Source organism: Sinorhizobium sp. B11, assembly GCA_039725955.1.
Classification (GTDB): Bacteria; Pseudomonadota; Alphaproteobacteria; order Rhizobiales; family Rhizobiaceae; genus Rhizobium.
In genome coordinates this window covers 199,292-221,413 of sequence record CP091035.1, presented here as the reverse complement: position 1 = coordinate 221,413, position 22,122 = coordinate 199,292, and the positions used below count along the sequence as shown (strand labels likewise).

The window sequence follows — 22,122 nt, the reverse complement described above, 5'->3', positions numbered from 1 at the left end:
CGGAATGGAGAGATTCGATGACAAAGACTGTCGGCGATTTCGTCATCTCGCGCCTAAGGGACTGGGGCGTACGGCGCCTGTTCGGCTACCCGGGCGATGGCATCAACGGCGTCTTCGGTGCCCTCCAACGCGCATCGGGGAAAATAGAATTCATCCAGGCACGCCACGAGGAGATGGCGGCGTTCATGGCGAGCGCCCACGCCAAGTTTTCCGGCGAGCTCGGTGTCTGCATCGCAACATCGGGACCAGGCGCCACGCATCTGATCACCGGTCTTTACGATGCAAAGATGGATCATCAGCCAGTGCTCGCAATCGTTGGCCAGCAGGCGCGACATGCGCTAGGCGGCCACTATCAGCAGGAACTTGATCTTGCCGCCCTCTTCAAGGACGTCGCCGGTGATTTCGTCCAGCAGGCCTGGACCCCGGCGCAGGTCCGCCATCTGATCGACCGCGCTTGTCGCATCGCCCTCGCCAACCGGACTGTGACGACCGTCATCCTGCCGAACGACCTTCAGGAGATGCCCTACGAGGAGCCGCCGCGCAAACATGGGACAGTGCATTCAGGACCGGGCTATAGCCGTCCCCGCATCTTCCCGCATGGTGACGATCTTCAGGCCGCCGCTGACATCCTGAACGCCGGTAAAAAGGTGGCGATCCTGGTCGGCGCCGGCGCACTGAACGCAACCGACGCGGTGATCGCCGTTGCCGACCGCCTGCAGGCAGGTGCGGCAAAAGCCCTTCTTGGAAAGGCTGCCCTTCCAGACGACCTGCCTTGGGTCACCGGCTCGATCGGCCTTCTCGGAACCAAGCCATCCTGGGATCTGATGCAGGATTGCGACACACTGCTCATGGTCGGATCCGGATTTCCCTATTCGGAATTTCTGCCCGCGGAAGGCCAGGCGCGCGGCGTGCAGATCGACATCGATCCGGACATGCTGTCACTGCGCTACCCGATGGAGCTCAACCTCACCGGCGATGCGGGCGAGACGTTGCTTGCGCTGCTGCCGCTCCTGACACAGAAGGCCGACGACAGTTGGCGCAAGACGGTTGCGAACAACGTCGCGGGCTGGTGGAAGACACTGGACGAGCGCGCAAGGGTGGACGCAAATCCTGTCAATCCGCAGCGTGTCGTCAGCGAGTTGTCGCCGCGACTGCCGGACAACGCGATCATTACCAGTGACTCCGGATCCTGCGCCAACTGGTATGCGCGCGATCTGAAGATCCGCCGCGGCATGAAAGCGTCCTTGTCGGGCGGCCTGGCCTCGATGGGAGCTGCCGTTCCCTATGCTATTGCTGCGAAGTTCGCAGAGCCTGATCGGCCGGTTGTCGGGCTCGTCGGCGACGGCGCAATGCAGATGAACAACATGGCGGAGATGATTACCGTTGCCAAATACTGGAAGACCTGGGCCAACCCGACCTTCGTCATCTGTGTCTTCAACAATGAGGACCTGAACCAGGTAACTTGGGAACAGCGGGTGATGGAAGGTGATCCAAAGTTCGCCGCCTCCCAGACGATCCCCGACATGCCCTATCATAAATTCGCCGAGCTGATCGGCCTGCGCGGCATCTTCGTCAATCGCCCCGATGACCTCGGCGGTTCCTGGGAGGCGGCCCTCAAGGCCGGTTGCCCCGTGATCCTCGAGGTAAAGACCGATCCGGAAGTGCCGCCGCTTCCGCCCCACATCACCTTCGAGCAGATGCGCAATGTCACTTCTGCTCTCATGACAGGCGATCCCCACGAGGCGGGCATGATTGCCGGCATGCTCCGCCAGCTCTTCTCGGGCATTCTGTCGCGCCCTTAGCGATCGGCCTCGCCGGGGACATTGGCGGGTGCCTGCTTGGGGCTGGCTTGCCTTCTCGTGAGGAGGTAGCTTGCGCCAGATTTGCCGGTTTAGGCGCTCTTGAGCCACGAACCGATGGTTTTGGCAAATGCGACAGGTCCGCCTCTGCCAAGCTCTTCGTGCCGATGCCTTTCTTGGCTCTCGAGGATCTGGCGCCCTGACAAAAGACACCGTGCTGGCAGGGTCCAGCCGGCCGCGAAACGGCGGCTGTATCTGCCACATCACATGCATCTTGGCCGCAGGCGCATCAGACAAGCCTCTTCATAGGCCTCGCAAAGCTCTTGCACCGAGCCGTGGCTGTCGAAGAGACGCCGTAGATCCTGACGCAGATTTGGAAGCACCAACATAAGCCGCGTCTTGCCGACATGTGCAAGGTTCTTCGTCATGCCTCCTCCGCAAACGGCAGCCCGAACAGGGCTCACCCGGTTTTGTTTCCAGGCTGATCACGCGCGACCCGGATCGGCCGGCGCCCAGGACCTCGGTCTCATGGTTCAGCCTCTTCCAGCTCAATCGGTGCGATTTGCCTTCGCGGTGCGGCACTGACGCGGTCCGATCACTTTGCTCGGTCATGTCGGTCTCGGGGCCAGCTCTCGCACGTCGTCGCCTTGCGCCCGGAGCACGCCGGCGGCCACATCGCTTGGACGACGCCGGCTCGAAGTCCTGGCGCGGGTTCCTGCGGTTGAATTTCGGATCTGCGCCCAGGGCAAGGATCGGCCGTTGCGGAAGCGGAGCCTTGACGCTTCGTTCCCAATTCGACCCAAGCAGCGGGTCTGTGGAACCTGCGCGGCCACGCTCGCGTTTGGGGATCAAATTGATCAGGACGCTTGTTGACCATGGATACCAGCTTTCCGACCGCATTGGCCTCGCTTGAGAATTCGCCCCAAGATCTGTCACATGGCCATCCTCAAACATCCTTCGCTTTTCGGGGCCAGGCGGACGCCGTCGCGTTTCTCGCCAACGGTCAGGATTATTTCGCCGCTCTTGCCAAAACCCTGCGTCAGGCGCGCAATTCGATCCTCATCGTCGGGTGGGACTTCAATCCCGATATCCTGCTGCAGCCCGGACTGTCGAGTGAAAGCCTCGGTGACCTGCTGCAGGCCGCGGTCAGATCCAATCCTGACCTGGAAGTCAGGATCCTGGTCTGGGCGATGGGGCCGATCTATTCGCAAAAGTCGCTAAGGCTATTCTATCGGCGCGATTTCCCGGCCGATCCGCGTATCCGCATGCTGTTTGCCCGCCATGACGCGTGGCATGCCTCGCATCATCAAAAGCTGGTCTGCGTCGATGACGCTGTCGGCTTCATCGGCGGTATTGACCTGACGTCGCGACGGTTTGACGATCGACGTCATGCACCCTCAGACAGCCGTCGGCGCGATACAAGCGGTCGCTCCTATGATCCTCTCCACGATGTCCAGACCATGGTCACCGGCGAGGCCGCCCGACAGATCGGACAAATCATCCGGCGGCGATGGATCGAATGGGGCGGCGATAGCAATCTGGTCCCCGCGCCCGCCTCCGGCCGAGCGCCGGACCAGCATATGCTGCACAGTCCCGTTGCGGCACGTCGCATGCCGGCGGCTTTCGCGCTGACACAGCGGGAAGACTTGGCCGGTGGCGGTGTCAGCGAGGGCCTTCGTATGACGCTCGACATCATCAGATCGGCCAGCCGGCATCTTTATATCGAGACGCAATATCTGGCCTCGCAAACCATCGCAAAGGCGCTGGCCGCCCGCCTCCTCGAAGATGACGGGCCGGAGATCGTGATCATCTGCACGCGCAGATCTCATGGCTTCATCGAGCAGCTCGTCATGGGGCGCAACCGCCGCAGGGTGATTCGCCGGCTGAAACAGGCTGATCGCCACGGTCGGTTGCGTGTCTTTTATCCGGTGGTTCCCGATGACACCGGCGAGATCGAGGTCCTCGTTCATTCCAAACTCTTGATTGCCGATGACCAAAGTCTGCGGATCGGCTCGTCCAATCTCAACCACCGGTCAGAGGGTCTTGATACGGAATGCGACATGCGTCTGAATGCGACCACGCCGGACCATTTCGCGGCGATCGCGAAGCTGCGCTGCCAGCTCCTTGCCGAGCACCTGGGCACCTCGACGGAAATCGTCGCTGCAAAGGTGGATGAAGCGGGCTCGCTCATTCGGGCAATCGATGCGCTGAATGAAGGGCTCGGGCGGTTGAAGGCTCTCGATGCCGATGTTGGTCCCGGGCCGCTTTGCCCTGTCATCGGAACCGCGCTGTTCGATCCGAAGACGGCCTGATCAGGCTGAGCTCGCCTGCGCAGGCTTTCCCGCTTGCGGTTCTTTCCCGGGCCGGGAACGGCCTGGGATAAATTCGCAGATGAAAAGAAGGCTTGTTCCCAGCATAAGAGGAAGGACGAAATAGATCGCCCGGAAGGCGATCAACGCGCCGATCGAGGCGGCATCGGGAACAACATGCCGGACGGTCGTCTCCAGTACCCCGAGTCCGCCAGGGACATGAGTTCCCAAAACGGCAGAATTGGCCAGTACGAAGGCCGTTACGGACTGAAGGAAGGCGACATCGCCGGAGGCTGCGAGAAGCGCGTGCAGACAGGCCGAGACGAAGAGAAAATTCAGCGTTCCGACGGCAACCTGCAGGATGGCGATGCCAGGCGACGGCAGCTGAAGCGACCAGCGCCAGAGGTGGAGGCGCGCCCTGACGAGCGCAGCGACCACCACATAAGCCATCGGCACCAACAGCAGGCCCAGGCCTGCAACCCTGGCGCTTGCCTCCGACAGGCCCAAGAGCGCCGCAGCGTCGGCTGGGTTGAGGATCAGTGCCAGACCGCCGAGGCCAACCAGTCCCATGCCCACCGTCATGCCACAGAAGAGGATGATCTTCGCGACGTCCTCTGTCGACAATCCCCATCGCGAATAATAGCGATATCGAAAGGCGCCGCTGCTCAAACCGGCAAAGCCGATATTGTGGCCAAGGGACAGGCTCACGAAGGATGCGAGGGCAACGCGCCTGTAGGCGATCTTCTTGCCGATGGAGCGGATCGCCAGGAAATCGAAGCCAGTGAGGCAGAGGTAGGAGCCCGCTGCAGCGAGTGCGGCCAGAAGAAGGTTGTAAGCAGGAATACGCGTAAAGGACTCCAGGATCTGGTTCGCGCTATATTGATGGAAAATCCGGTAGAGAAGAAAGCCGGCGAGGCCGAGCGCAGCCACGAACATCGCCTTCCAAAGCAATGATTTCATGCTCATCTGATTTCACCTGAATGCGAATGAGAACATTGAGGTGGAACGAATGAAGGCTTGTTGTGTTCCTTGCTGGTCAGAGGCCCTGAAATGCGCTCCCGTCAAAAGATCACCCTCCTCACTTACAATGTTCACAGCTGTATTGGTACGGATCGAAAACTTGATCCGGCGCGCATCGCCGCCGTTATCGCGATGGCGAGGCCCGATATTGTGGCGCTTCAGGAAGTCGATGTTTTTCGATCCCGAACTGGCGGCGTCGACCAAGCAAGAGCCATTGCTTCACTTCTTAAAATGCAGGCGCATTTCCATCCGAGCATGACCGTCGCCGAGGAGCGCTACGGCGATGCGATCATCACGGCGCTTCCGACCGGCACGATAAAGGCCGACGCACTTCCCTCGATCGGCGAGCCGAGAGGCGCAATCGCGCTCGAGATCCAAGTTGGCGATCACGAATTGCTGGTAATCAATACCCATCTCGGGCTGCGGGGGCGCGAGCGCATCCAGCAGGTGAATACACTGCTTGGAGCGGGCTGGCTTGGCGAGCGGAAAAGTAGCGCGGTTCTTTGCGGTGACTTCAACGCAGTTCCGAGCTCGGCAGCCTATCGAGCGGCGACGCGAACGCTTGGCGATGCGCAGCGCGCAAATCCCGCCGGCTATCGTCCCACCTTTCCATCGCGGTTTCCGATCCTGCGGCTCGACCATATTTTCGTCACCCGAGACATCGAGGTGTCGAAAACTTTTGTTCTCGACGATCCTCTTGCCAGAGTGGCCTCTGACCATCTTCCGCTGGTCTCGGTCCTTTCTTTGCCCGGATGAGCGAGCTGCAGTCAGCCCGCCAGGCGGCAAGCACCTATTTTTTGCCCGAGCCAGGCTCGGCCATCTTGGCATGCTGGTGAGCGAGCATGCTGGCGGGAGTGACATTGGCGACGGCTGCTTGCAACTTGTTTTTCCAGCCGCTGACGACATCGCCCTCGCCGTCGAGCATCGCGTCGTAGCCGATGCGGGCCACCTCGGCCGGATCGTCCTTCTTGGCCTGACCGACCGATGTGTCCATGAGGTCCGCGCGCTTGAAGAACTCGGTTTCGGTCGGACCGGGCATTAGGCAACTGACGGAAATGCCGCTGTCCTTCAGCTCCTCTCGCAAGGCGAAGGAGAAACTATTGATGAAGGCTTTCGTGCCATTATAGACAGCCTGGTAGGAGCCCGGCATGAAGCCGGCAATCGAGCCGGTCAGAAGAATGCGACCTTTTCCCCGCGCCCGCATGTGGTTGCCGATCTGGTGAACAAGATAAATGGTGCCGGTGACGTTTGTGTCGACGACCTTGCGCGCTTCGGCGAAATCCTGATCAAGAAAGCCCTTGCCGAGGCCGCGACCCGCATTCGCCATCAAAAAGTCGACCGAACGGCCGTCGGCCTCGATGCGTTCCATCAGCCTGTCGACGCCTTCAATGGTCGAAAGATCAGCCTCGACCGCTTCGACGGCACCGCCGACTTGCCGCAGATCGTCGGCTGCTTGCGCAATGCGGCTCTCATCTGCGGCGATGACAAGATCGTAGCCATCCTGTGCGGCGCATCTGGCGAGTTCATAGCCAATGCCCGTTGATGCTCCGGTGATAACAGCGAGGCCCTTTGCCGGTGCGTTGTCAGACATGTGCTTCTCCTAACTTGAAATGAAGAGGGCTAACGCTGGCAAACCTCGCTGCTGTCCTGTTGTTCCCAACGTATTTGCCGATAGCGCACCCAGGCGCCGGTACAGCGCGCGACCGGGCTGGAGCGATCAAACGAAATAGGACCGGATTGTCAGGGCGTGGGGTCGTCCATGATGCCGCTCAGCGCATCGCAGGGCATGGTCGGGCCGTCAGTTGCTCGGGTCGATCCGCCCGGCTTACCCGTGCCGATGGTGCGAGCATCGAGCCCGGTGGAAGCTCAATCTCGACAGCGCTGGCGCATCCTGCGTCGGGGCGACCGCGGCCCAGTTGAATGGGTCCACCGGACCGGGTCAGACAGCAGCAACATCCTCTACCGGCACGCGGATGGCGCAACGCAGGCCCTCGGGATAAAAATCGAGCTTGGCCCCGCCATTCGGAGAATATTGCAGGCTGCGGTTGATGACCGTGTCCCCGAAGCCTTTCCGTGTCGGCGGCGTGACCGGCGGACCACCGATCTCGGTCCAGCAGACCTCGATGAAGGCTGCCTCGCGTCTGACGACGATCTCTATCCGGCCGTGATCGTTGGAAAGGGCGCCGTATTTGACGGCATTGGTCGCCAGTTCATGAATGACAAGACCGAAGGCGATGGCTGCGCGGGGCAGGATTTCGACATCCTCGCCGCTGATCTTCAGCTTGGCGCCGAGGTCGCTGACATAGGGTGCAAGTTCGGCGGCAAGGATCTCCGTCAGCAGAATGGAGGACCAGGAGCGGTCGGCAAGCACGTTATGGGTGGCCGCCAGCGCATGGATGCGACCCGAGAAGGCCTTGCGAAAACCCTCGATCGTATCCTCGGTGGAGGCGGTGCGATTGGAGATCGACACGACCAGGGCCAAGGTGTTCTTGACGCGATGATCGAGTTCGCCCATCAGCAGGAGCTGCTGTTTTTTCCGCCGCCTTGCGCCGCGACAGGTCCACGAGTGTCACAACGGTACCGGCCACCTTGCCGTCGCCGACGATGAGCGGCGAGGCGCTGACGAGCACGTCCTTGCCCCCGCGGCTCTTCGGCGCGATTGCCTCTATTCCCTGTATGGATTGTCCTTCGACGACCACGGCCAGGAAATCTTCGCCCTGCATGAGCCCGGTCGCACCGCGCACGTCAAGTGCGAAGGCCTTGTCGAAGGACGATCCGATCGGGTCGCCGTTGGCAAGGCCGAAGGCCGCCGTATTGGCATGGGTGACGATGCCGGCGAGATCGCAAACGACGACGGCTTCTGCCGCAGACGACAGGATGGCGAGTACGGTCCGTTCGGCTTCCTTGCGCTCTTCGGCGCGGATGCGGGCGGTGATGTCGGTAAAGCTCATGGCGATGCCCGGATTGGTCCCGAGCATCATCCGGCCTGCCGAAATCTGCAAATAACGCGTCGCCTCGCCCTGTCCGAGCTTGATCTGCACCCCGGCCGCTCCTGACGTCGGCTTTTCGATCAAAGCGGCGATGACGGCGGAGGCCTCCGCACCGATTGCCTCAAAGAGCAGCTTGGCGTCCAGCGCGTCACGGGAAACGGCAAAGAGATCGCAAAGCGCCTGATTGGCATAAAGCAGGTTGGCGTGGCCATCGAAGGCAGCGGCGCCGAGATCCATCGCCTCCATGAAGGAGCGATAGGATTCGACGCCTCCCTCGAGCGTGAAGATCTCCTCCTCCCGCTTCTGGTTGCGAACGACCAGCGCATCGATCTCGCCCTCGCGGATCGCCCGGATGACCTCTTCGGCCTCCTCGAGCCGCCGGCGCAGATCCGCGTTCAGGGCCTCCGCTCGCGAAACTGCCTCAAGGCTCATTCACCCTCTCCAACCTGCAGATTGACGAGAACTTTCTCGGTATTCGACAGGTCGCCGATGATCTTGCGGATCGGCGTCGGCAATTCCCGAACCAGGGTCGGAATGGCGACGATCCCGTGTTCGCGCGCCAGCTGCGGCGATTTTCGAAGATCGATCACCTCGATGACATATTTGCCCGGCAGGCTTTCGGCGCAGATGCGCTCCAGGTTCTGGATGGCTGCCAGTGATTTCGGTGTCTGACCGGCGACATAAAGGACCAGCTTCTTGGGCGCGCTCGCTGCTTGGTTTTCCATTTCACCCATCGTCATTCCGCCGAACGGCGGCTTTTCTCCATGGCCGCCCGATCGGAGGCCGCCTGATTCAAATAGGCCGCTTCCGCGTCCTGGACAGTGGTCAGTTCGGCCTCGTCCGATTCCAGTTCGGCCTGCAGCGCTTCGATCTGCGCCATGACCTTCCTGCGCTTCTGCTTGAGCAGTTCGGCCCGCCGAGCCACCTCGGCCTTCCGCTCGACCTCCGTACGACGTGCTTTGGCCTCTTCCGACTGTCTGAGAGTGCCGGTCAAGGCCCGCCCATCGCCGATATATGGCGCGAGCAATCGAATTCCATCGTTGGACATGACGAATTCGCGCACCTGGTTGGAATGGGCCGTGCCGCGGGCCTTCAGGAGGTAGAGTTCCCGATTGAACTCACCGCCAATCTCCCGATTGAGAAGCAGGATCCAGGCATCCATCAGCGAAGAAAGGCCTGCGTCGGTCTCCGTCGTTCCATCCTGCGAATGCATCAGGTGGGTAAAGACGGCGGTCGTTCCGCGCGACTTCAAAAAATCCACCATGCGCAACAGCATGGACTGGACCTCGAGCACATCACCGCTGCCCATGAAGGCCGAGATCGGATCGAGGACCACGAGGGAAGGATTGAAGCGGGCAATCTCGCGAAGCATCACCGCCAGATGCATTTCCAGACTGTAGAAGGTCGGGCGGACTGCAACATAATGCAACAATTTCGCATCGACCCATTTTCTGAGATCAGTGCCGATCGAGCGCATGTTGCGCACGGTCTGGTCGAGCGATTCCTCGAAGGAGAAATAGAGCGCGCGTTCGCCGGCGGCGCAGGCGGCAGCGCAGAAGCTTGCGGAAACCGAGCTCTTGCCGGACCCGGCCACACCGCTGACCAGGATGCTCGTGCCGCGATGAAATCCGCCGCCGGACAACATTTCGTCGAGGGTCGCGATCCCTGAGGAAATGCGTTCTTCCGAAACCTTATGGGAAAGGCCGAGCGTGCTGACCGGCAGGACGGAAAATCCATCCTGGTCGATCAGGAAGGGAACCTCGTTCGTGCCATGGGCCGTCCCGCGATATTTGACGATGCGCAGCCGGCGCGTCGAGATCTGGTTGTGGACGCGATGGTCGAGCAGGATGACGCAGTCGGAAACATATTCCTCCAGGCCCTGACGCGTCAGGGACCCATCGCCGCGCTCACCGGTGATGATCGTGGTCAGTCCCTTGTCCTTCAGCCAGTCGAACAGGCGGCGGATTTCAGCGCGAAGAATGGCAGGATTGGTGAAGGCCGAAAACAGGCTTTCGATCGTGTCGAGCACAATCCGCTTGGCCCCGACCTGGTCGATGGCAAGTTCCAGGCGCAGGAAGAGGCCCTCAAGGTCGTAGTCGCCGATTTCCTCCAGTTCAGAGGGATCGATGGCGATGTGCTCGATATAGAGCTTTCCCTCGTCGATCAGCCCCTGCACGTCGAAACCGAGCGAGGCGACATTGTTGACGATATCGATCGGGCGCTCCTCGAAGGTGACGAAGACCCCGGGCTCGTCGTGATCGCGTGCGCCGTTCAAAAGGAACGTGGAGGCAAAGAGCGTCTTGCCGCAACCGGCGGTGCCGCAGACAAGCGTCGGACGCCCGCTTGGCAGCCCGCCAAGCGTCAAATCGTCGAAACCAACGATCCCGGTCAATGATTTGGAGATGCCTTTCGGCTCGGACATGGCGTAGTTGATCCCGTTCCTGGCCATCTTAGGCCCTAAAGGGATCGAATATCGCAATGAGCCACGATTGGCAAATGACCGGCTTTGTACTCCAGCGTACCAAAGCGTTGGAATGTCGGTCGTTTCAGTCGACGGCGCGTCCGAGTGTGTCGGCGACATAGGCGCCGCGTGCTCCCATCGGCTCGGGCGCACCAGTCGTGGTATCCTTGCTTGTTTGATGCTCGAGCTCGGCATTGAGCTCGGCGCCGACGATCAGGATCGTCACGGACAGCCAGATCCAGACCAACAGGCCGATCAACGCGCCAAGCGCGCCGTATGTGGCATTATAATTGGCGAAATGCTCGAGATAGAAGCCGAAGCCGAGCGACATGGCCGAGCAGGCGATCGTCGTCAGCGCCGCCCCCCAGGTGAGCCAGCGCAGCTTTGCCGGCTCCCGGCTGGGCGCAAAGCGATAGATCGTCATCACCGCGCCGGCGACGATGATGAGCAGCAGTGGCCAGCGGCCGATCAAAGCCAGGTTCTCCTTATAGGCGTCGAGCCAGACGGACGACAGGATAACCGGTATGGCTGCGACGAGACCTAGAACCGCAATTGCGCCGACGACGGCACAAAGAGTAAAGACGAGGCCGATCAGGTTGAGGCGGATGAAACCGCGGCGTTCCTTTTCCTCATAGGCGACATTCATCGCATCAAAAAGGGCAAGTGTGCCGCTATGGGTGCTCCAGAGTGCGAAGGCCAGACCGACGAAGAAGGTGATGCCAAGGCTCTCCTCCCGACGCCCGGCGAGCGCCCGGATCTGCTCGGCAACGATATCGAAGGCGCCTGGCGGCAGCAGGATGGAGAGCTTTTGCAGGTGGTCGGCAATCGTCATCGGATCGGCGATGAGCCCATAAAGAGAGACCAGCGCGGCGAGAGCCGGGAACAGGGCGAGCAACAGATAGAAGGTCACGCCCGCCGCAATCAACATAACCCTGTCATCGCCGACTTCCTCGACAAGGCGCCAGAACACGTCGCGCAGGCCGCGCACCGGGATCTCTTCCGGGACCTGCGCGCTCCGGCCCCGTTCGTCATCGGATGGCGGCGTCGCGTTCGGCGGCGACTTTCCTTTCGATCCTCTAAGTGCCAGGGCAAGGCCGGCAATCGCCATCAAGCTGATCACGGCTCTGGAGGAGGTGGGCCGCTGGACTTCCATGATCGTTTCTCCATCTTCCGCGATCGGCGTGCCGGCAGGTAGGCTCCGGCAATGGTCGGAGGCTGCGGTTTCGGGCGTGCGCGAAACGTGCAGCACGCTGTTGAGGCGCAATCGTGTGAAAGCTCGATTTGTTCCAATCGCCTCCTGTCGAAAGAACGTCGGTTTTTGCGGTTTACAGGCACGCGCCCGCGCCTATCTTTACGCAGCGGCAGATAGGGCTACGCGAAAGGACTTGAAAAGATGCATGTCTTGACGGCTTCCGCTGCGAACCTCGACAGCTGCGCGAGCGAGCCGATCCATATTCCCGGGGCAATTCAGCCGCACGGCGCCCTGCTCGTCCTCGACATGCACACTCGTGCCGTCCTTCAGGCGAGCCGGAATTTGCTGTCCTTTACCGGCCTGGACCTGACGGCAGACGGGGTTCTTGCTGCTAGCCTGCCAGATCTCGATAGGGCGCTCGCCGCCTGGAGCCCGGACCGCAGCCCGTCACTGCAGGTCAGGCTGGAAGAGCAGGCACTCGTCGCCATTGCCCACCGATCCGACGCCGCTTTCATCGTCGAGTTCGAGAGGATCGAGAGGGGCGGAACCGACAGTCTCGTTTCCCGTCTCGGCTCCTTTGCGCAATTGCTTTCGGGCGAGACCGACATTGCCGGCAGCTTGCAAGCCTGCGCGGCCTTCGTGGCCGAGCTGACCGGCTTCGATCGTGTCCTTGTCTACCGCTTCGACGCCGACTGGAACGGACATGTCGTGGCCGAGGCCAACAATGGCGGGCTTCCCTCCTATCTCGATCTGCGCTTTCCCAGTGGCGACATCCCCGCACAGGCGCGCCACCTTTACACGATCAACCGAGTGCGCATGATCCCGGATGCATCCTATCAGCCGGTTCCGATTGTTCGCGCCGACGGACAGCAGCCACGTGCCCACCTCGACCTGTCGCTGTCGCAATTGCGCAGCGTCTCGCCCGTCCACCTCGAATATATGCGCAATATGGGAACGGCCGCCTCGATGTCGGTCTCGGTGATCGTCGACGGCGCGCTTTGGGGCCTCGTCTCCTGTCACAGCGCTGCGCCTCATGGCGTTTCAATTTCCGTCCGCGATGCCTGCGACTTCGTCGTGCAGTCACTTGCGATGCGCATAAGCGCCCTGGAACGGGCCGAAGCAGCCGCCGAAAGTGTCGAGCTCGCAGAGGTGCACTCGCGCCTGCTGACCCGGATGAGCCAGGCGCAAAGCTGGCACGTCGACTTGCTGGCTGCGGAGGACGATCTCCTGCAGCTGGTGGGTGCCGAGGGCGCTGTTATCCTCACCGACGATCAGATCGTCACGGCAGGCAGCGTGCCGGAGCGTGCTCACATTGCCGAAATCACCGACTGGTTGAAGTCGCGCGGCGAGGAGCTCTTTCATTCGAGCTGCCTTGCCGCCGATCTTCCGCAAGATCTGTCCTCTCAGATCGCGGCCGCCGGCATGCTGGCAATCAGTCTGTCCGGTCTTCACTCGAACTGGCTTATCTGGTTCCGCCCGGAAATCGTCAGGACCGTAAAATGGGGTGGTGATCCTCACAAGCTGGTGCGCGAGGCAGGGCGCATCCATCCGCGCAAATCCTTCGATACATGGCGCGAGCAGGTTCGCCAGCAGTCAGCGCCATGGACGCAAAGCCAGATCGGCGCTGCCCGCAACCTGCGCGGCGCCATCGTCGGCATCGTGCTTCGCAAGGCTGAGGAGCTTGCCCAGTTGACGGGCGAATTGCAGCGCTCCAACAAGGAGCTTGAAGCCTTTTCCTATTCGGTCTCACACGATCTGAGGGCGCCGTTTCGCCATATCGTCGGTTTTGCCGAACTCCTGCGCAGCCGCGAAACGACGCTTGACGAAAAATCGCTGCATTACCTGCAGACCATATCGGACGCGGCCGTTGCGGCGGGCAAGCTCGTCGACGATCTCCTGAATTTTTCCCAGCTCGGGCGAACCGCCCTCTCCAAGAAGCCCGTCGACATGAACAAGCTCGTCCTTGAAGTTCTTCGCAGCCTGAAGGCCGAACAGGAAGGACGCGACATCGACATCCAGGTGGCCGACCTGCCGCCAGGCTTCGGCGATGCGACGCTTCTGCGTCAGGTCTGGTACAACCTGCTCGAAAATGCCGTCAAATACACACGCCCGCGCAAGCGCGCTGAAATTGTCGTGGGAGGCCAATCTTACTCCAACCAGACGGTCTACAGCGTCTCTGACAATGGCGTTGGCTTCGACATGCAATATGTCGCCAAGGTGTTCGGCGTTTTTCAGCGACTGCAGCGCGCAGAGGATTTCGAGGGCACGGGGATAGGACTGGCGCTTGTCAGACGGATCATTGAACGTCATGACGGCACGGTCTCGGCATCCGGCGAGGTTGACAAAGGTGCCTGCTTCTCATTTGCTCTGCCGCTCGAAAAACAAAAGGATGACATCCTTGCCTGAATTGCGTCCGATCCTCCTGGTGGAAGACAGCCCCCGCGATCTCGAACTGACCCTGGCCGCCCTTGAAAAATGCCAGCTCGCCAACGAGATCATCGTGGCAAGAGATGGCGCTGAAGCCGTCGACTACCTGTTTGCCACCGGGCCGCATGCCGGACGCGAAAGCGGCGATCCGGCCGTCGTCCTGCTCGACCTCAAGCTGCCGAAGATAGACGGCCTGGAAGTGCTTGCCAAAGTAAAGCGCGCCGAAGGCTTGCGCCACGTCCCGATCGTCATGCTGACATCCTCTCGCGAGGAACAGGATCTCGTGAGGAGCTATGAGCTCGGGGTCAATGCCTTTGTCGTCAAGCCCGTGGAATTCAACGAGTTCTTCAAGGCGATTCAGGACCTCGGCGTCTTCTGGGCGTTGCTGAACGAACCACCTCCTGGACATCGTGGAAATGGCTACAGCTGACTTGATATCCCCTACGCCGACAGTTCTTCTTCTGGAAGACAGCCCGCTTGACGCCGAGCTTGTCGCAGAGCAGCTGCGCACCATGCAGCCCCAGCCGCAGATCATACGCGCCGCACGCCGGGCAGATTTCATCGCCGCGGTGTCGCAAGGTGGTTTCGATATTATTCTGGCAGACTTTTCCCTACCCGATTTTGACGGCATGTCGGCCCTCGATATCGCCAGCAAGGCCTGTCCCGACGTGCCATTCATCTTCGTGTCGGGGGTTTTGGGCGAGGAGGCCGCAATCGAATCCTTCCGGCGGGGAGCGACCGATTATGTCCTCAAGCAGCGCCTGATCCGCCTGCCCGCCGCCGTCTCCAGGGCACTTGCAGAAGCGCGCGAGCGGCGCGACCGGCGCCATGCCGAGGAGCAGCGCGAGATCCTTGTGCGCGAACTCAGCCACCGCGTGAAGAACACGATGGCGATGGTCATGTCGATCGTGCGGCGAACGGCCCGCGGGCGCCTCTCCGTCGATGATTATGCCGACAGCTTGTTGCAGCGGCTTGATGCCATGGCCCAGGCGCACGCGCTTCTTTTCCAGTCAAACTGGGAAGAGGCACGCCTTGCCGATATTGTCGCGCGCATCGTTGCCGCTCATGACCGCAACGGTCGTTTCGACCTCGGCGGCAGCAAAGACGTCACGCTGGGCCCGAAGAGCGCCCTTGCCGTCAGCATGGTGCTGAACGAGCTCGTGACGAACGCCAGCAAGCATGGGGCGCTATCGAACGATGCCGGTCAAGTGCGCCTGAAATGGCGCCAACATACCGATCGCGCCGGGGTCGACATGGTCGACATCGAGTGGCGGGAAAGCAACGGCCCGATCGTGGCCCCGCCTGAGGCAGCCGGTTTTGGAACAGCGCTGATCGAACGCTCCGTACAATATGAGCTGGAAGGAGCAGTCGACCTGCACTATCTGGCCGACGGGCTCACCTGCTCCATCAGCTTTCCGCTCTAGCCTCTTTCGGCCATGCGCGTGTTCAGCACCTCGTCGATGCGTTTGGTCAGCGCCTGTGGCGACCATGGTTTTGCGATGAGGGGCAGGTCGGCGAGTTTGGAGCGGATCTCCGGCAGTTCGGCATAACCGCTGCAGACGATAATGGGTGTTTCCCGGCGCCTGAGGGTGTCGATGAGCGGAAAGGATAGCTCGCCCGCAAGGTTGAGATCGACGATCGCAAGATCGACAGGCTGTCCTGAGAGCGCCTGGAGGGCTTGGGCCAGCCGGCCAAACGGACCGACGACCTGAAAGCCCTGATCGACAAGGAAATCTTCCATGTCCATTGCCAGAAGAAGATCATCCTCGACGAGCAGCACGCGCGTTTCGGAATTTGCTCTTAGCGTCATACGTACCTCAATAATGCCGTGCGGGCTTTAACTGTTTTTCTGCGAGTGAAAGTCAAGCGTCGGATAATCGCGGCGCCGGCAAAGTCTCCATGGGCGTAAACCTTGTGATGACCAGCCTGCCAATCCTCTAGACCTCCGTGCGCTTCAGCAGGTAATCGAGCCCGCCGACGCGAAACCATTTGTAGGCGTATCCATCAAGATAAAGGCAGTGGCGACCGGCCGCGTCTGCCCGGCTGTCGGTGCCATCGGCAATGTCGATCAAGAGGTCACCACCGACTTTGAGACCGGGATCGATCGTAACCTCGACCGGTTTTTCGTTTAGGTTATGGACGATGAGGACTGCGTTGTTGCGCCAGTCATAGCGGATGGCAAGGACGCCGCTCTCTTCAACGTCAAGGACGCTATAGTCTCCCCACCCGACTTCGGGTGCTTCCTTGCGCATCCTGATCAGGCGCTCCATCCAGTTCAGCATGGATTGCGGGCTCCTGCGCTGGTCGGCGACATTGATATGCTCATACCCGTAGGGGCCGCCCGAGATGACCGGCAGGATCGGCTTTTCACTCTTGGTGAAGCCGGCATGCGGCTCGGTCGACCATTGCATCGGTGTGCGGGCGCAATTGCGTTCGGGCAGGGACAGGTCATCGCCCATGCCGATCTCGTCGCCGTAGCGCAGCACCGGCGTGCCCGGCAGCGAAAACATCAGCGAGTAGGCCATGCGCAGACGGTTTTGGTTGCCGTCGAGCATCGGCGCGAACCGCCGTCTGATGCCGCGATCGTAAAGCTGCATGGTCTTTTCGGGTCCGAAGGCGGCAAAGACCCGGTTGCGCTGGGTCTCGCTCAAGCGGCCGAGATCGAGCTCGTCATGGTTCCTCAAGAACTGGCCCCATTGTGCCGATTGCGGGCGCATGCGGGTCGCCTCGAGCGCCTTTGCAAGCGGCGCGCAGTCGCTGCCTGCAAGCGCGTAAAACAATGTCTGATTGACCTGGAAGTTGAACATCATGTGCATCCGGTCGCCGTCCTCGCCGAAATAGTCGAGATCCGTCTTCGGCAGCACGTTGGCCTCTGCAAGGATGATGGCGTCGCCCTGGCGCCATTGCAGGAATTCGCGCAAGGTGCGCAGCATGTTGAACTGTTCGCGCGGCTTCTTCAGGCCGGCGCCCTTTTCGGCGATCACGAAAGGAACGGCGTCCATCCGGAACCCGGAGACACCGAGCTGGATCCAGAAGCCCATGATCTTCAGGATCTCGGCCTGCACGTGGGGATTTGAGGTATTGAGGTCCGGCTGGAAATCGTAGAAGCGGTGAAAGTAATACTGGCCGGCGACCGTGTCGCGCGTCCAGGTGGTTTTCTGAACGCCGGGAAAGACCATTCCCTGATCGGCGTCGTCGGGCTTTTCTTTCGACCAGACATACCAGTCGCGGTAGATCGACTGCTCGTCCTTTCGCGCCTCCTGAAACCAGGGGTGTTGGTCGGAGGTGTGATTGACGACAAGATCGATCAGAACGCGAATGCCGCGCTGCTTGGCCCCATGAGTAAATTCGACGAAGTCGCCGAGCGTGCCGTAGCGGGGATCGACATTGTAATAATCTGAAACGTCATAACCGTCGTCCCTGCCGGGAGACGTCTGGAACGGCATCAGCCAGATCGCGGTGATACCGAGACCGGCGAGGTAGTCGAGTCGCCTGGCAAGTCCCTGGAAGTCACCGACGCCATCGCCGTTTCCATCCATGAATGTCTCGACTGACAGGCAATAGACGACCGCGTTCTTGTACCAGAGATCGTTGATCATCCGTTTCTCCCTTGTGCTGGAGACGCAAATGGTTCGTGCGGTCGATTTGTTCCGCAAGCCACAGCGCCTGCCAGTAAGCGCCGAATGTCGGGACGCGGTGGGGGAGCTCGCCCTGCCTTTGCTGCCCCCTGAGCGTCGAGCATGCTCGAAGGACTCCTACCGTACTGATCCTTGACACCGATAGCCTGCTATCCGACAGTCCGACGGTGTCGGATCATGAGGGTCGCATGGGCCTGACCAGAGGCTTTACGATTGTCGGTAGGGCTGCCATCGCCGCAATTGTCTGCCTGTTTGCCGCCTTTTGCGTCGTTTTGGCGGTTTGGCTGCATTCGAGCTATTCCTCCGCGGTCCGGCGCGGCGAGGAACAGGTCGTTGCGACTGCAAAGATCGTCGCGGCAAACGCAGTCTGGATCAACTCTTTGGCGCGTCAGACCCTCGATCGCATGGACAATGCCTTCGGCTCGGCGATCGACCCCGACGATGGCGACCTGTCGAGGCGGCTGAACCAGGCGACCGCAGCACTTCCGACGAACGCGACCGCCTATGTGATCGCCGCCGACGGCACGCTCATCTATTCGACCGACCGAGAGGGGTCGCCTGCCGATATCCTCGATCAGACCTATTTCCGCCGGCTCGCCAACGGGGCGGACGCCTATACGTCGGCGATGACGCAGATGGGCAATACCGGACGACGCATATTTCTTTCGGCCGCCCGCATTGAGCGTGACCACAGGTTCCTGGGCGTGGCGGTGCTTGCCTTCGATATCGGCATGCTGCGTTCCATCTGGGACGCCTCGCCGCTTGGCCCCGGCTCCACCGTCAGTTTCTTCCGGCGTGACGGCAAGCTGATCGCGCGTCACCCCGAGCCGCCGGACATGGTCGATCTCGGCAACTATGTACTCTTTACAGACTACATGCGGAAGGCGACGTCAGGCACCTACCTATCGACTTCACCGGTCGACCATGTCAAGCGCCTGGTGGCCTATCGCATCGTCGAGCGTACGCCCTTTGTCGCGATCGCTTCGGCCGATATCGGCCTGATCCTGAGACCGTTTTGGAACGATGTCGCAATCGCGCTCCTTCTTACGGCGCTCGTCTCGGCTGCCACTGTTGCTGCGGGACTGAAAATTCTCAGTCTCGCGCGCACGGATGCCCGCCATGCGGCCGAACTTGGCGAAGCGTTGCGAACCAACCAGGTCCTGATGCGCGAAATCCACCACCGCGTGAAGAACAATCTGCAGACCGTGATGGGGCTTGTACGACTGCAAGGGTTGACGCCTGAAACCGTCCAGAGGTTGAACGACAGGATCCTCGCCATGGCGGCTGTGCACGAGCAGATGTACGGCTTCGATCAGTTCGACAGCGTCAACGCCCGCCAGCTCGTCCCGAACCTTTCGCGCACGCTGGTCGGGCTGCACGAGCAAGCTGTCGATCTCGTCTTCGAACTCGACGATATCAAGATCGATGCCGAAAAGGCGACGCCATTCACGCTTCTGCTGAACGAGTTGCTGACAAACAGCATGAAATACGCTTTCGCCGACAGGAACCAGGCATTGATCCGGATCCGCCTCCTGCGGCAACCGGACGACACGGTGCTTTTTGAACTTTCCGATGACGGGATCGGCTACGATCCGGCGGCTGCAAGATCGGGCATGGGCAGCCGGCTGATCAAGGCCCTGGTTGCTGAAATGGGTGGATCTTTTACCATTGCGCGTGTCGACGGTACGGTTTTCACGGCGCGGCTGGCGCTGTCGCACGAGCGGTAGCCTTAGGAACGTGGCGCCTTTTCTGCTGCCATTGTCGCGTCCTTTCAGGGATCCATGTAGCCGGCGGGCCGGATCGTCACGTCGGCGTCAGTGACGTCGGTCGAAAAGATCAGGGCGCCCGTGGTGCGCGAGCGGCCTGGCACGTAATCGAAGGTCGTTTCGGCAACTTCGGCGCCACCGTCGGGCCTTCTGGCCTCGCCATGGACGAGGACCGAGGCGGCCGTCCTGTCGGCATCGTTCCTGATCTCGAAGCGCACCTGGTGGTCTGCCGTGGGAGTATCGATCCTTGTGACGGTCAGGCGGGGCGGCAGGCTTGAATAGCTGGCTGCCTGATAGGCGACAGACGTAATCAGGGCGACGACGAGCACCGTGCTCGTCAACCCGACGACCCATTCGACGGGATGGGATCTGTTTCTGGCCTTCTTCGGTCTATCGCTCACTCGCACCCTCACAATATCAGCCGCGCGGCAGCCGCGCCAATGGAACAGGGCAGGCCGAGGACGATGACGCTCGCAAGCACCGGCCATGCGGAGGAATCTCCGAACTGCTCGAAGGTCCACAGCGCGTAGGCGCTGACGAGAAGTGCGATGACATATCCGGGCAACGTGAAACGGATGACCATATGCCAGGCGGCCACATCCTCGCCGATCTCGTGCCCACCCTTGAAAGAGACTGCATAGACGAAGCCATGCATCACGATCAGAGACATGACCAGGACTGCAAGGACATGCGATGGCGTCATCTTGTAGGAGAGCAGGATCATCTCCTCTGTGGGGGCGACATTCAGCCCGAGAAACAGCGCCCCGATCGCCATCAGGAACATCTCGCGCGCGTAGTCTCGCGGACCCTTTTGCACCGGATCCTCGTCGTCCTCGTCGCTGTCGCCGTTAAGCTGGCTGCGGGCAAGCAGCGCGCCGATGCTGGCCGGGACGGCTTGCACGGCGATCTTTCCGACGATCTCGATGAAGGGTTGTTCAAATTGCAGGACGCCGACTGCAGCAAGGATGGTTGCAGAAGAGACAATGCCGATCGCATAGGCGATTGCCGCATCGCGCAAGGCGTCGCCCCATGTGTAGGTGGCTTCGAAGCCTATCTCGTTCGACAAGAGGACCAGAAGCGGGATGTTGACGATCAGCAAGAGCAGCAGCCGGCCGCGATCCATGGAAAAGCCGAGCTCCCACATTTCCATCGTCATGAACATCGGCAAGGCGAAGATCAATGCCCCGGCAAAGCCGCGGCCAAGGCCGGCGGCAAATCGCCAACCGTCGAAGTCGGAATTCGTGGTCTGTTGCGCGAGCTGGTCCATCATCGGCCTGAAACTAGGAGGTCGACGCTGCTTTGCCAGTGCGCGATTGCAGCCGGTTCAGGATGATGCAAGTTGCCTCCGATCGGCTGCGCGTCCGGCAGCATAGCGGCTCATGAAGGCAGGGCATCCTTGAAACGAACGACGGCAGCCAGCGCGCCGGCGACATCGACGATCTCGAAAGCCTGCCCGTCGAGCTCCTTGCCTGACCTCAGGCGTTCCGCCATGAGTTCCCGCGCATGGGCCTTGGCCTCCTCGATGGCGATCGCCAGACTGGCGCAATCACTCCCATCGGGATCCAGGATCAGGTCCTTGCCGTCACGAATGTTGAAATAATATCGCATGCGTCACCATCAAATACTGTCTGTTGCTTCCTGCGCGCTCATGCCGGCGTCTGCTTGCTTTAGCGGCCTCCGATGAGCCGTTCGAATTCCTCCTCCGGAACCCCGTAGGAGCCGGCTGCGAATTTTTCGAGGCCGGCGCGGTTGAGAACGACGATCGATCCGCGCACCGAACGGATCAGACGATGTCCTTCCAGGACGTGAAGAGAGGTGGTGACGCCGGGTCTGCGGGCTCCGAGCATCAAGGCAATATAGTCATGGGTGATCGCCATCTCGTCGCTGCGAAGGCGATCGTGACACATCAGGATCCAGCGCGCGAGGCGCTGATCGAGCAGATAGCGGATATTGGCGAGTGCGGTATAGGCGACCTGCGTGGCAAAGACATGCATGTACTTGATGAGCGGCACCTGGAAAGAGGTACTCTGCATGGTCGCCTGACGCATTGCCTCGATCGGCACCCGGTAACCGGAGCCGGCGACGTTGATCTCGACCCGGTAGGGAACTTGGTCGTCACCGACGATAGTGGCCGTCGGCACGAAGCCCTCCCAGCCGAACATTCCTGCTTCGGCGGTCTGGCCGTTGGCGGAGACCGTCATCACCGCACCGATACCTGTTTCAAGAAAGTAGACGTAATCGAGCTTCTTGCGCGGCTCCGCGATGCAGAAATGCGCCGGCAGATCGACCCGCTCCAGGTGCGGGGCCAGAAGCGCGAAGTCCTGCGGCTCGAGCGCGGTCAACATGCGGTTCGAAATCTGTGTCTGACTTGGCGCCATATGCCTCTCCCACATTGCCTCACGAGCTTCGGCAACAGTAACCAGTGAACTATTGTCACAGCTTCTGGTTCCGAAAGCCGAAGAGATCCAGCATCGGCTTTCCCATCAAGGCTGAAGCGGCAATGCAGCAAACCTCATGCCT

Annotated in this window: 21 protein-coding genes; 7 read left to right on the top strand and 14 right to left on the bottom strand. The window is 60.9% G+C overall.

Annotated elements, in window-relative coordinates:
- Nucleotides 1-17: 17 nt before the first annotated feature.
- Nucleotides 18-1,802, top strand: coding sequence for a thiamine pyrophosphate-requiring protein (locus LVY75_34115; GenBank protein ID XAZ26312.1), 1,785 nt, complete (start codon nt 18-20; stop codon nt 1,800-1,802).
- A gap of 260 nt (nt 1,803-2,062) precedes the next feature.
- On the opposite strand, the gene LVY75_34110 is transcribed toward LVY75_34115, so the two are convergent.
- Nucleotides 2,063-2,227, bottom strand: coding sequence for a hypothetical protein (locus tag LVY75_34110; GenBank protein XAZ26311.1), 165 nt, complete (start codon nt 2,225-2,227; stop codon nt 2,063-2,065).
- Between the two features lie 447 nt (nt 2,228-2,674).
- On the opposite strand from LVY75_34110, the gene LVY75_34105 reads away from it, so the two are divergent.
- Nucleotides 2,675-4,111 (top strand): phospholipase D-like domain-containing protein, encoded by a 1,437-nt coding sequence (locus LVY75_34105; protein ID XAZ26310.1) that lies wholly within the window; start codon nt 2,675-2,677, stop codon nt 4,109-4,111.
- On the opposite strand, the gene LVY75_34100 is transcribed toward LVY75_34105, so the two are convergent.
- Complete coding sequence (locus LVY75_34100) at nt 4,112-5,074, bottom strand: lysylphosphatidylglycerol synthase domain-containing protein (protein XAZ26309.1); 963 nt, start codon at nt 5,072-5,074, stop codon at nt 4,112-4,114. It lies immediately after the preceding gene.
- A gap of 84 nt (nt 5,075-5,158) precedes the next feature.
- Between LVY75_34100 and LVY75_34095 the strand changes: the two genes are divergently transcribed.
- Entirely contained in the window at nt 5,159-5,884 is a 726-nt protein-coding gene (locus tag LVY75_34095) for an endonuclease/exonuclease/phosphatase family protein (GenBank protein ID XAZ26371.1), read from the top strand.
- Nucleotides 5,885-5,918: 34 nt separating this feature from the next.
- Here the strand turns inward: LVY75_34095 and LVY75_34090 are convergent, their stop codons facing one another.
- The 6 genes from LVY75_34090 to LVY75_34065 form a co-directional block, all read right to left on the bottom strand.
- Entirely contained in the window at nt 5,919-6,719 is an 801-nt protein-coding gene (locus LVY75_34090) for an SDR family NAD(P)-dependent oxidoreductase (GenBank protein XAZ26308.1), read from the bottom strand.
- Nucleotides 6,720-7,067: 348 nt separating this feature from the next.
- Nucleotides 7,068-7,598 carry a sensor histidine kinase gene (locus LVY75_34085; GenBank protein ID XAZ26307.1) on the bottom strand — a complete coding sequence of 177 codons (531 nt, stop codon included), beginning with the start codon at nt 7,596-7,598 and terminating at the stop codon, nt 7,068-7,070.
- Nucleotides 7,501-8,550, bottom strand: a complete 1,050-nt coding sequence (locus tag LVY75_34080; protein XAZ26306.1) for a PAS domain-containing protein — start codon at nt 8,548-8,550, stop codon at nt 7,501-7,503. The genes LVY75_34085 and LVY75_34080 overlap by 98 nt, the downstream gene beginning before the upstream one ends.
- Nucleotides 8,547-8,843 carry a circadian clock KaiB family protein gene (locus tag LVY75_34075; protein XAZ26305.1) on the bottom strand — a complete coding sequence of 99 codons (297 nt, stop codon included), beginning with the start codon at nt 8,841-8,843 and terminating at the stop codon, nt 8,547-8,549. The genes LVY75_34080 and LVY75_34075 overlap by 4 nt, the downstream gene beginning before the upstream one ends.
- A gap of 11 nt (nt 8,844-8,854) precedes the next feature.
- Nucleotides 8,855-10,540, bottom strand: coding sequence for a circadian clock protein KaiC (gene kaiC / locus LVY75_34070; protein XAZ26370.1), 1,686 nt, complete (start codon nt 10,538-10,540; stop codon nt 8,855-8,857).
- A gap of 124 nt (nt 10,541-10,664) precedes the next feature.
- The gene (locus tag LVY75_34065) at nt 10,665-11,687 is read right to left on the bottom strand and encodes a YihY/virulence factor BrkB family protein (protein XAZ26369.1); all 1,023 of its coding nucleotides are present in this window, start codon (nt 11,685-11,687) and stop codon (nt 10,665-10,667) included.
- A 285-nt stretch (nt 11,688-11,972) separates the two neighbouring features.
- Between LVY75_34065 and LVY75_34060 the strand changes: the two genes are divergently transcribed.
- Genes LVY75_34060 through LVY75_34050 form a run of 3 tightly spaced genes read left to right on the top strand, consistent with a single transcriptional unit; the run spans nt 11,973 to nt 15,622 of the window.
- Nucleotides 11,973-14,177, top strand: a complete 2,205-nt coding sequence (locus LVY75_34060; protein XAZ26304.1) for an ATP-binding protein — start codon at nt 11,973-11,975, stop codon at nt 14,175-14,177.
- Nucleotides 14,170-14,628, top strand: coding sequence for a response regulator (locus LVY75_34055; GenBank protein XAZ26303.1), 459 nt, complete (start codon nt 14,170-14,172; stop codon nt 14,626-14,628). Before LVY75_34060 ends, LVY75_34055 begins: the two co-directional genes overlap by 8 nt.
- Nucleotides 14,615-15,622, top strand: a complete 1,008-nt coding sequence (locus LVY75_34050; GenBank protein XAZ26302.1) for a response regulator — start codon at nt 14,615-14,617, stop codon at nt 15,620-15,622. The genes LVY75_34055 and LVY75_34050 overlap by 14 nt, the downstream gene beginning before the upstream one ends.
- Here LVY75_34050 and LVY75_34045 read toward each other — a convergent pair.
- Together LVY75_34045 and LVY75_34040 are read right to left on the bottom strand one after the other, a co-directional pair.
- A complete protein-coding gene (locus LVY75_34045; GenBank protein XAZ26301.1) occupies nt 15,619-16,008 on the bottom strand; it encodes a response regulator in 390 nt (129 codons plus the stop codon). The genes LVY75_34050 and LVY75_34045 overlap by 4 nt on opposite strands.
- Before the next feature lie 127 nt (nt 16,009-16,135).
- Nucleotides 16,136-17,797 (bottom strand): alpha-amylase family protein, encoded by a 1,662-nt coding sequence (locus LVY75_34040; protein ID XAZ26300.1) that lies wholly within the window; start codon nt 17,795-17,797, stop codon nt 16,136-16,138.
- 227 nt (nt 17,798-18,024) lie between these two features.
- Between LVY75_34040 and LVY75_34035 the strand changes: the two genes are divergently transcribed.
- The gene (locus LVY75_34035) at nt 18,025-19,563 is read left to right on the top strand and encodes an ATP-binding protein (protein XAZ26299.1); all 1,539 of its coding nucleotides are present in this window, start codon (nt 18,025-18,027) and stop codon (nt 19,561-19,563) included.
- Between the two features lie 44 nt (nt 19,564-19,607).
- On the opposite strand, the gene LVY75_34030 is transcribed toward LVY75_34035, so the two are convergent.
- The 4 genes from LVY75_34030 to LVY75_34015 form a co-directional block, all read right to left on the bottom strand.
- Nucleotides 19,608-20,003 (bottom strand): hypothetical protein, encoded by a 396-nt coding sequence (locus tag LVY75_34030; GenBank protein XAZ26298.1) that lies wholly within the window; start codon nt 20,001-20,003, stop codon nt 19,608-19,610.
- An 8-nt stretch (nt 20,004-20,011) separates the two neighbouring features.
- Nucleotides 20,012-20,869 carry a TIGR02587 family membrane protein gene (locus LVY75_34025; GenBank protein ID XAZ26368.1) on the bottom strand — a complete coding sequence of 286 codons (858 nt, stop codon included), beginning with the start codon at nt 20,867-20,869 and terminating at the stop codon, nt 20,012-20,014.
- Between the two features lie 110 nt (nt 20,870-20,979).
- The gene (locus LVY75_34020; protein ID XAZ26297.1) at nt 20,980-21,210 is read right to left on the bottom strand and encodes a hypothetical protein; all 231 of its coding nucleotides are present in this window, start codon (nt 21,208-21,210) and stop codon (nt 20,980-20,982) included.
- A gap of 59 nt (nt 21,211-21,269) precedes the next feature.
- Nucleotides 21,270-21,980, bottom strand: a complete 711-nt coding sequence (locus LVY75_34015) for a Crp/Fnr family transcriptional regulator (GenBank protein ID XAZ26296.1) — start codon at nt 21,978-21,980, stop codon at nt 21,270-21,272.
- Nucleotides 21,981-22,122 lie beyond the last annotated feature (142 nt).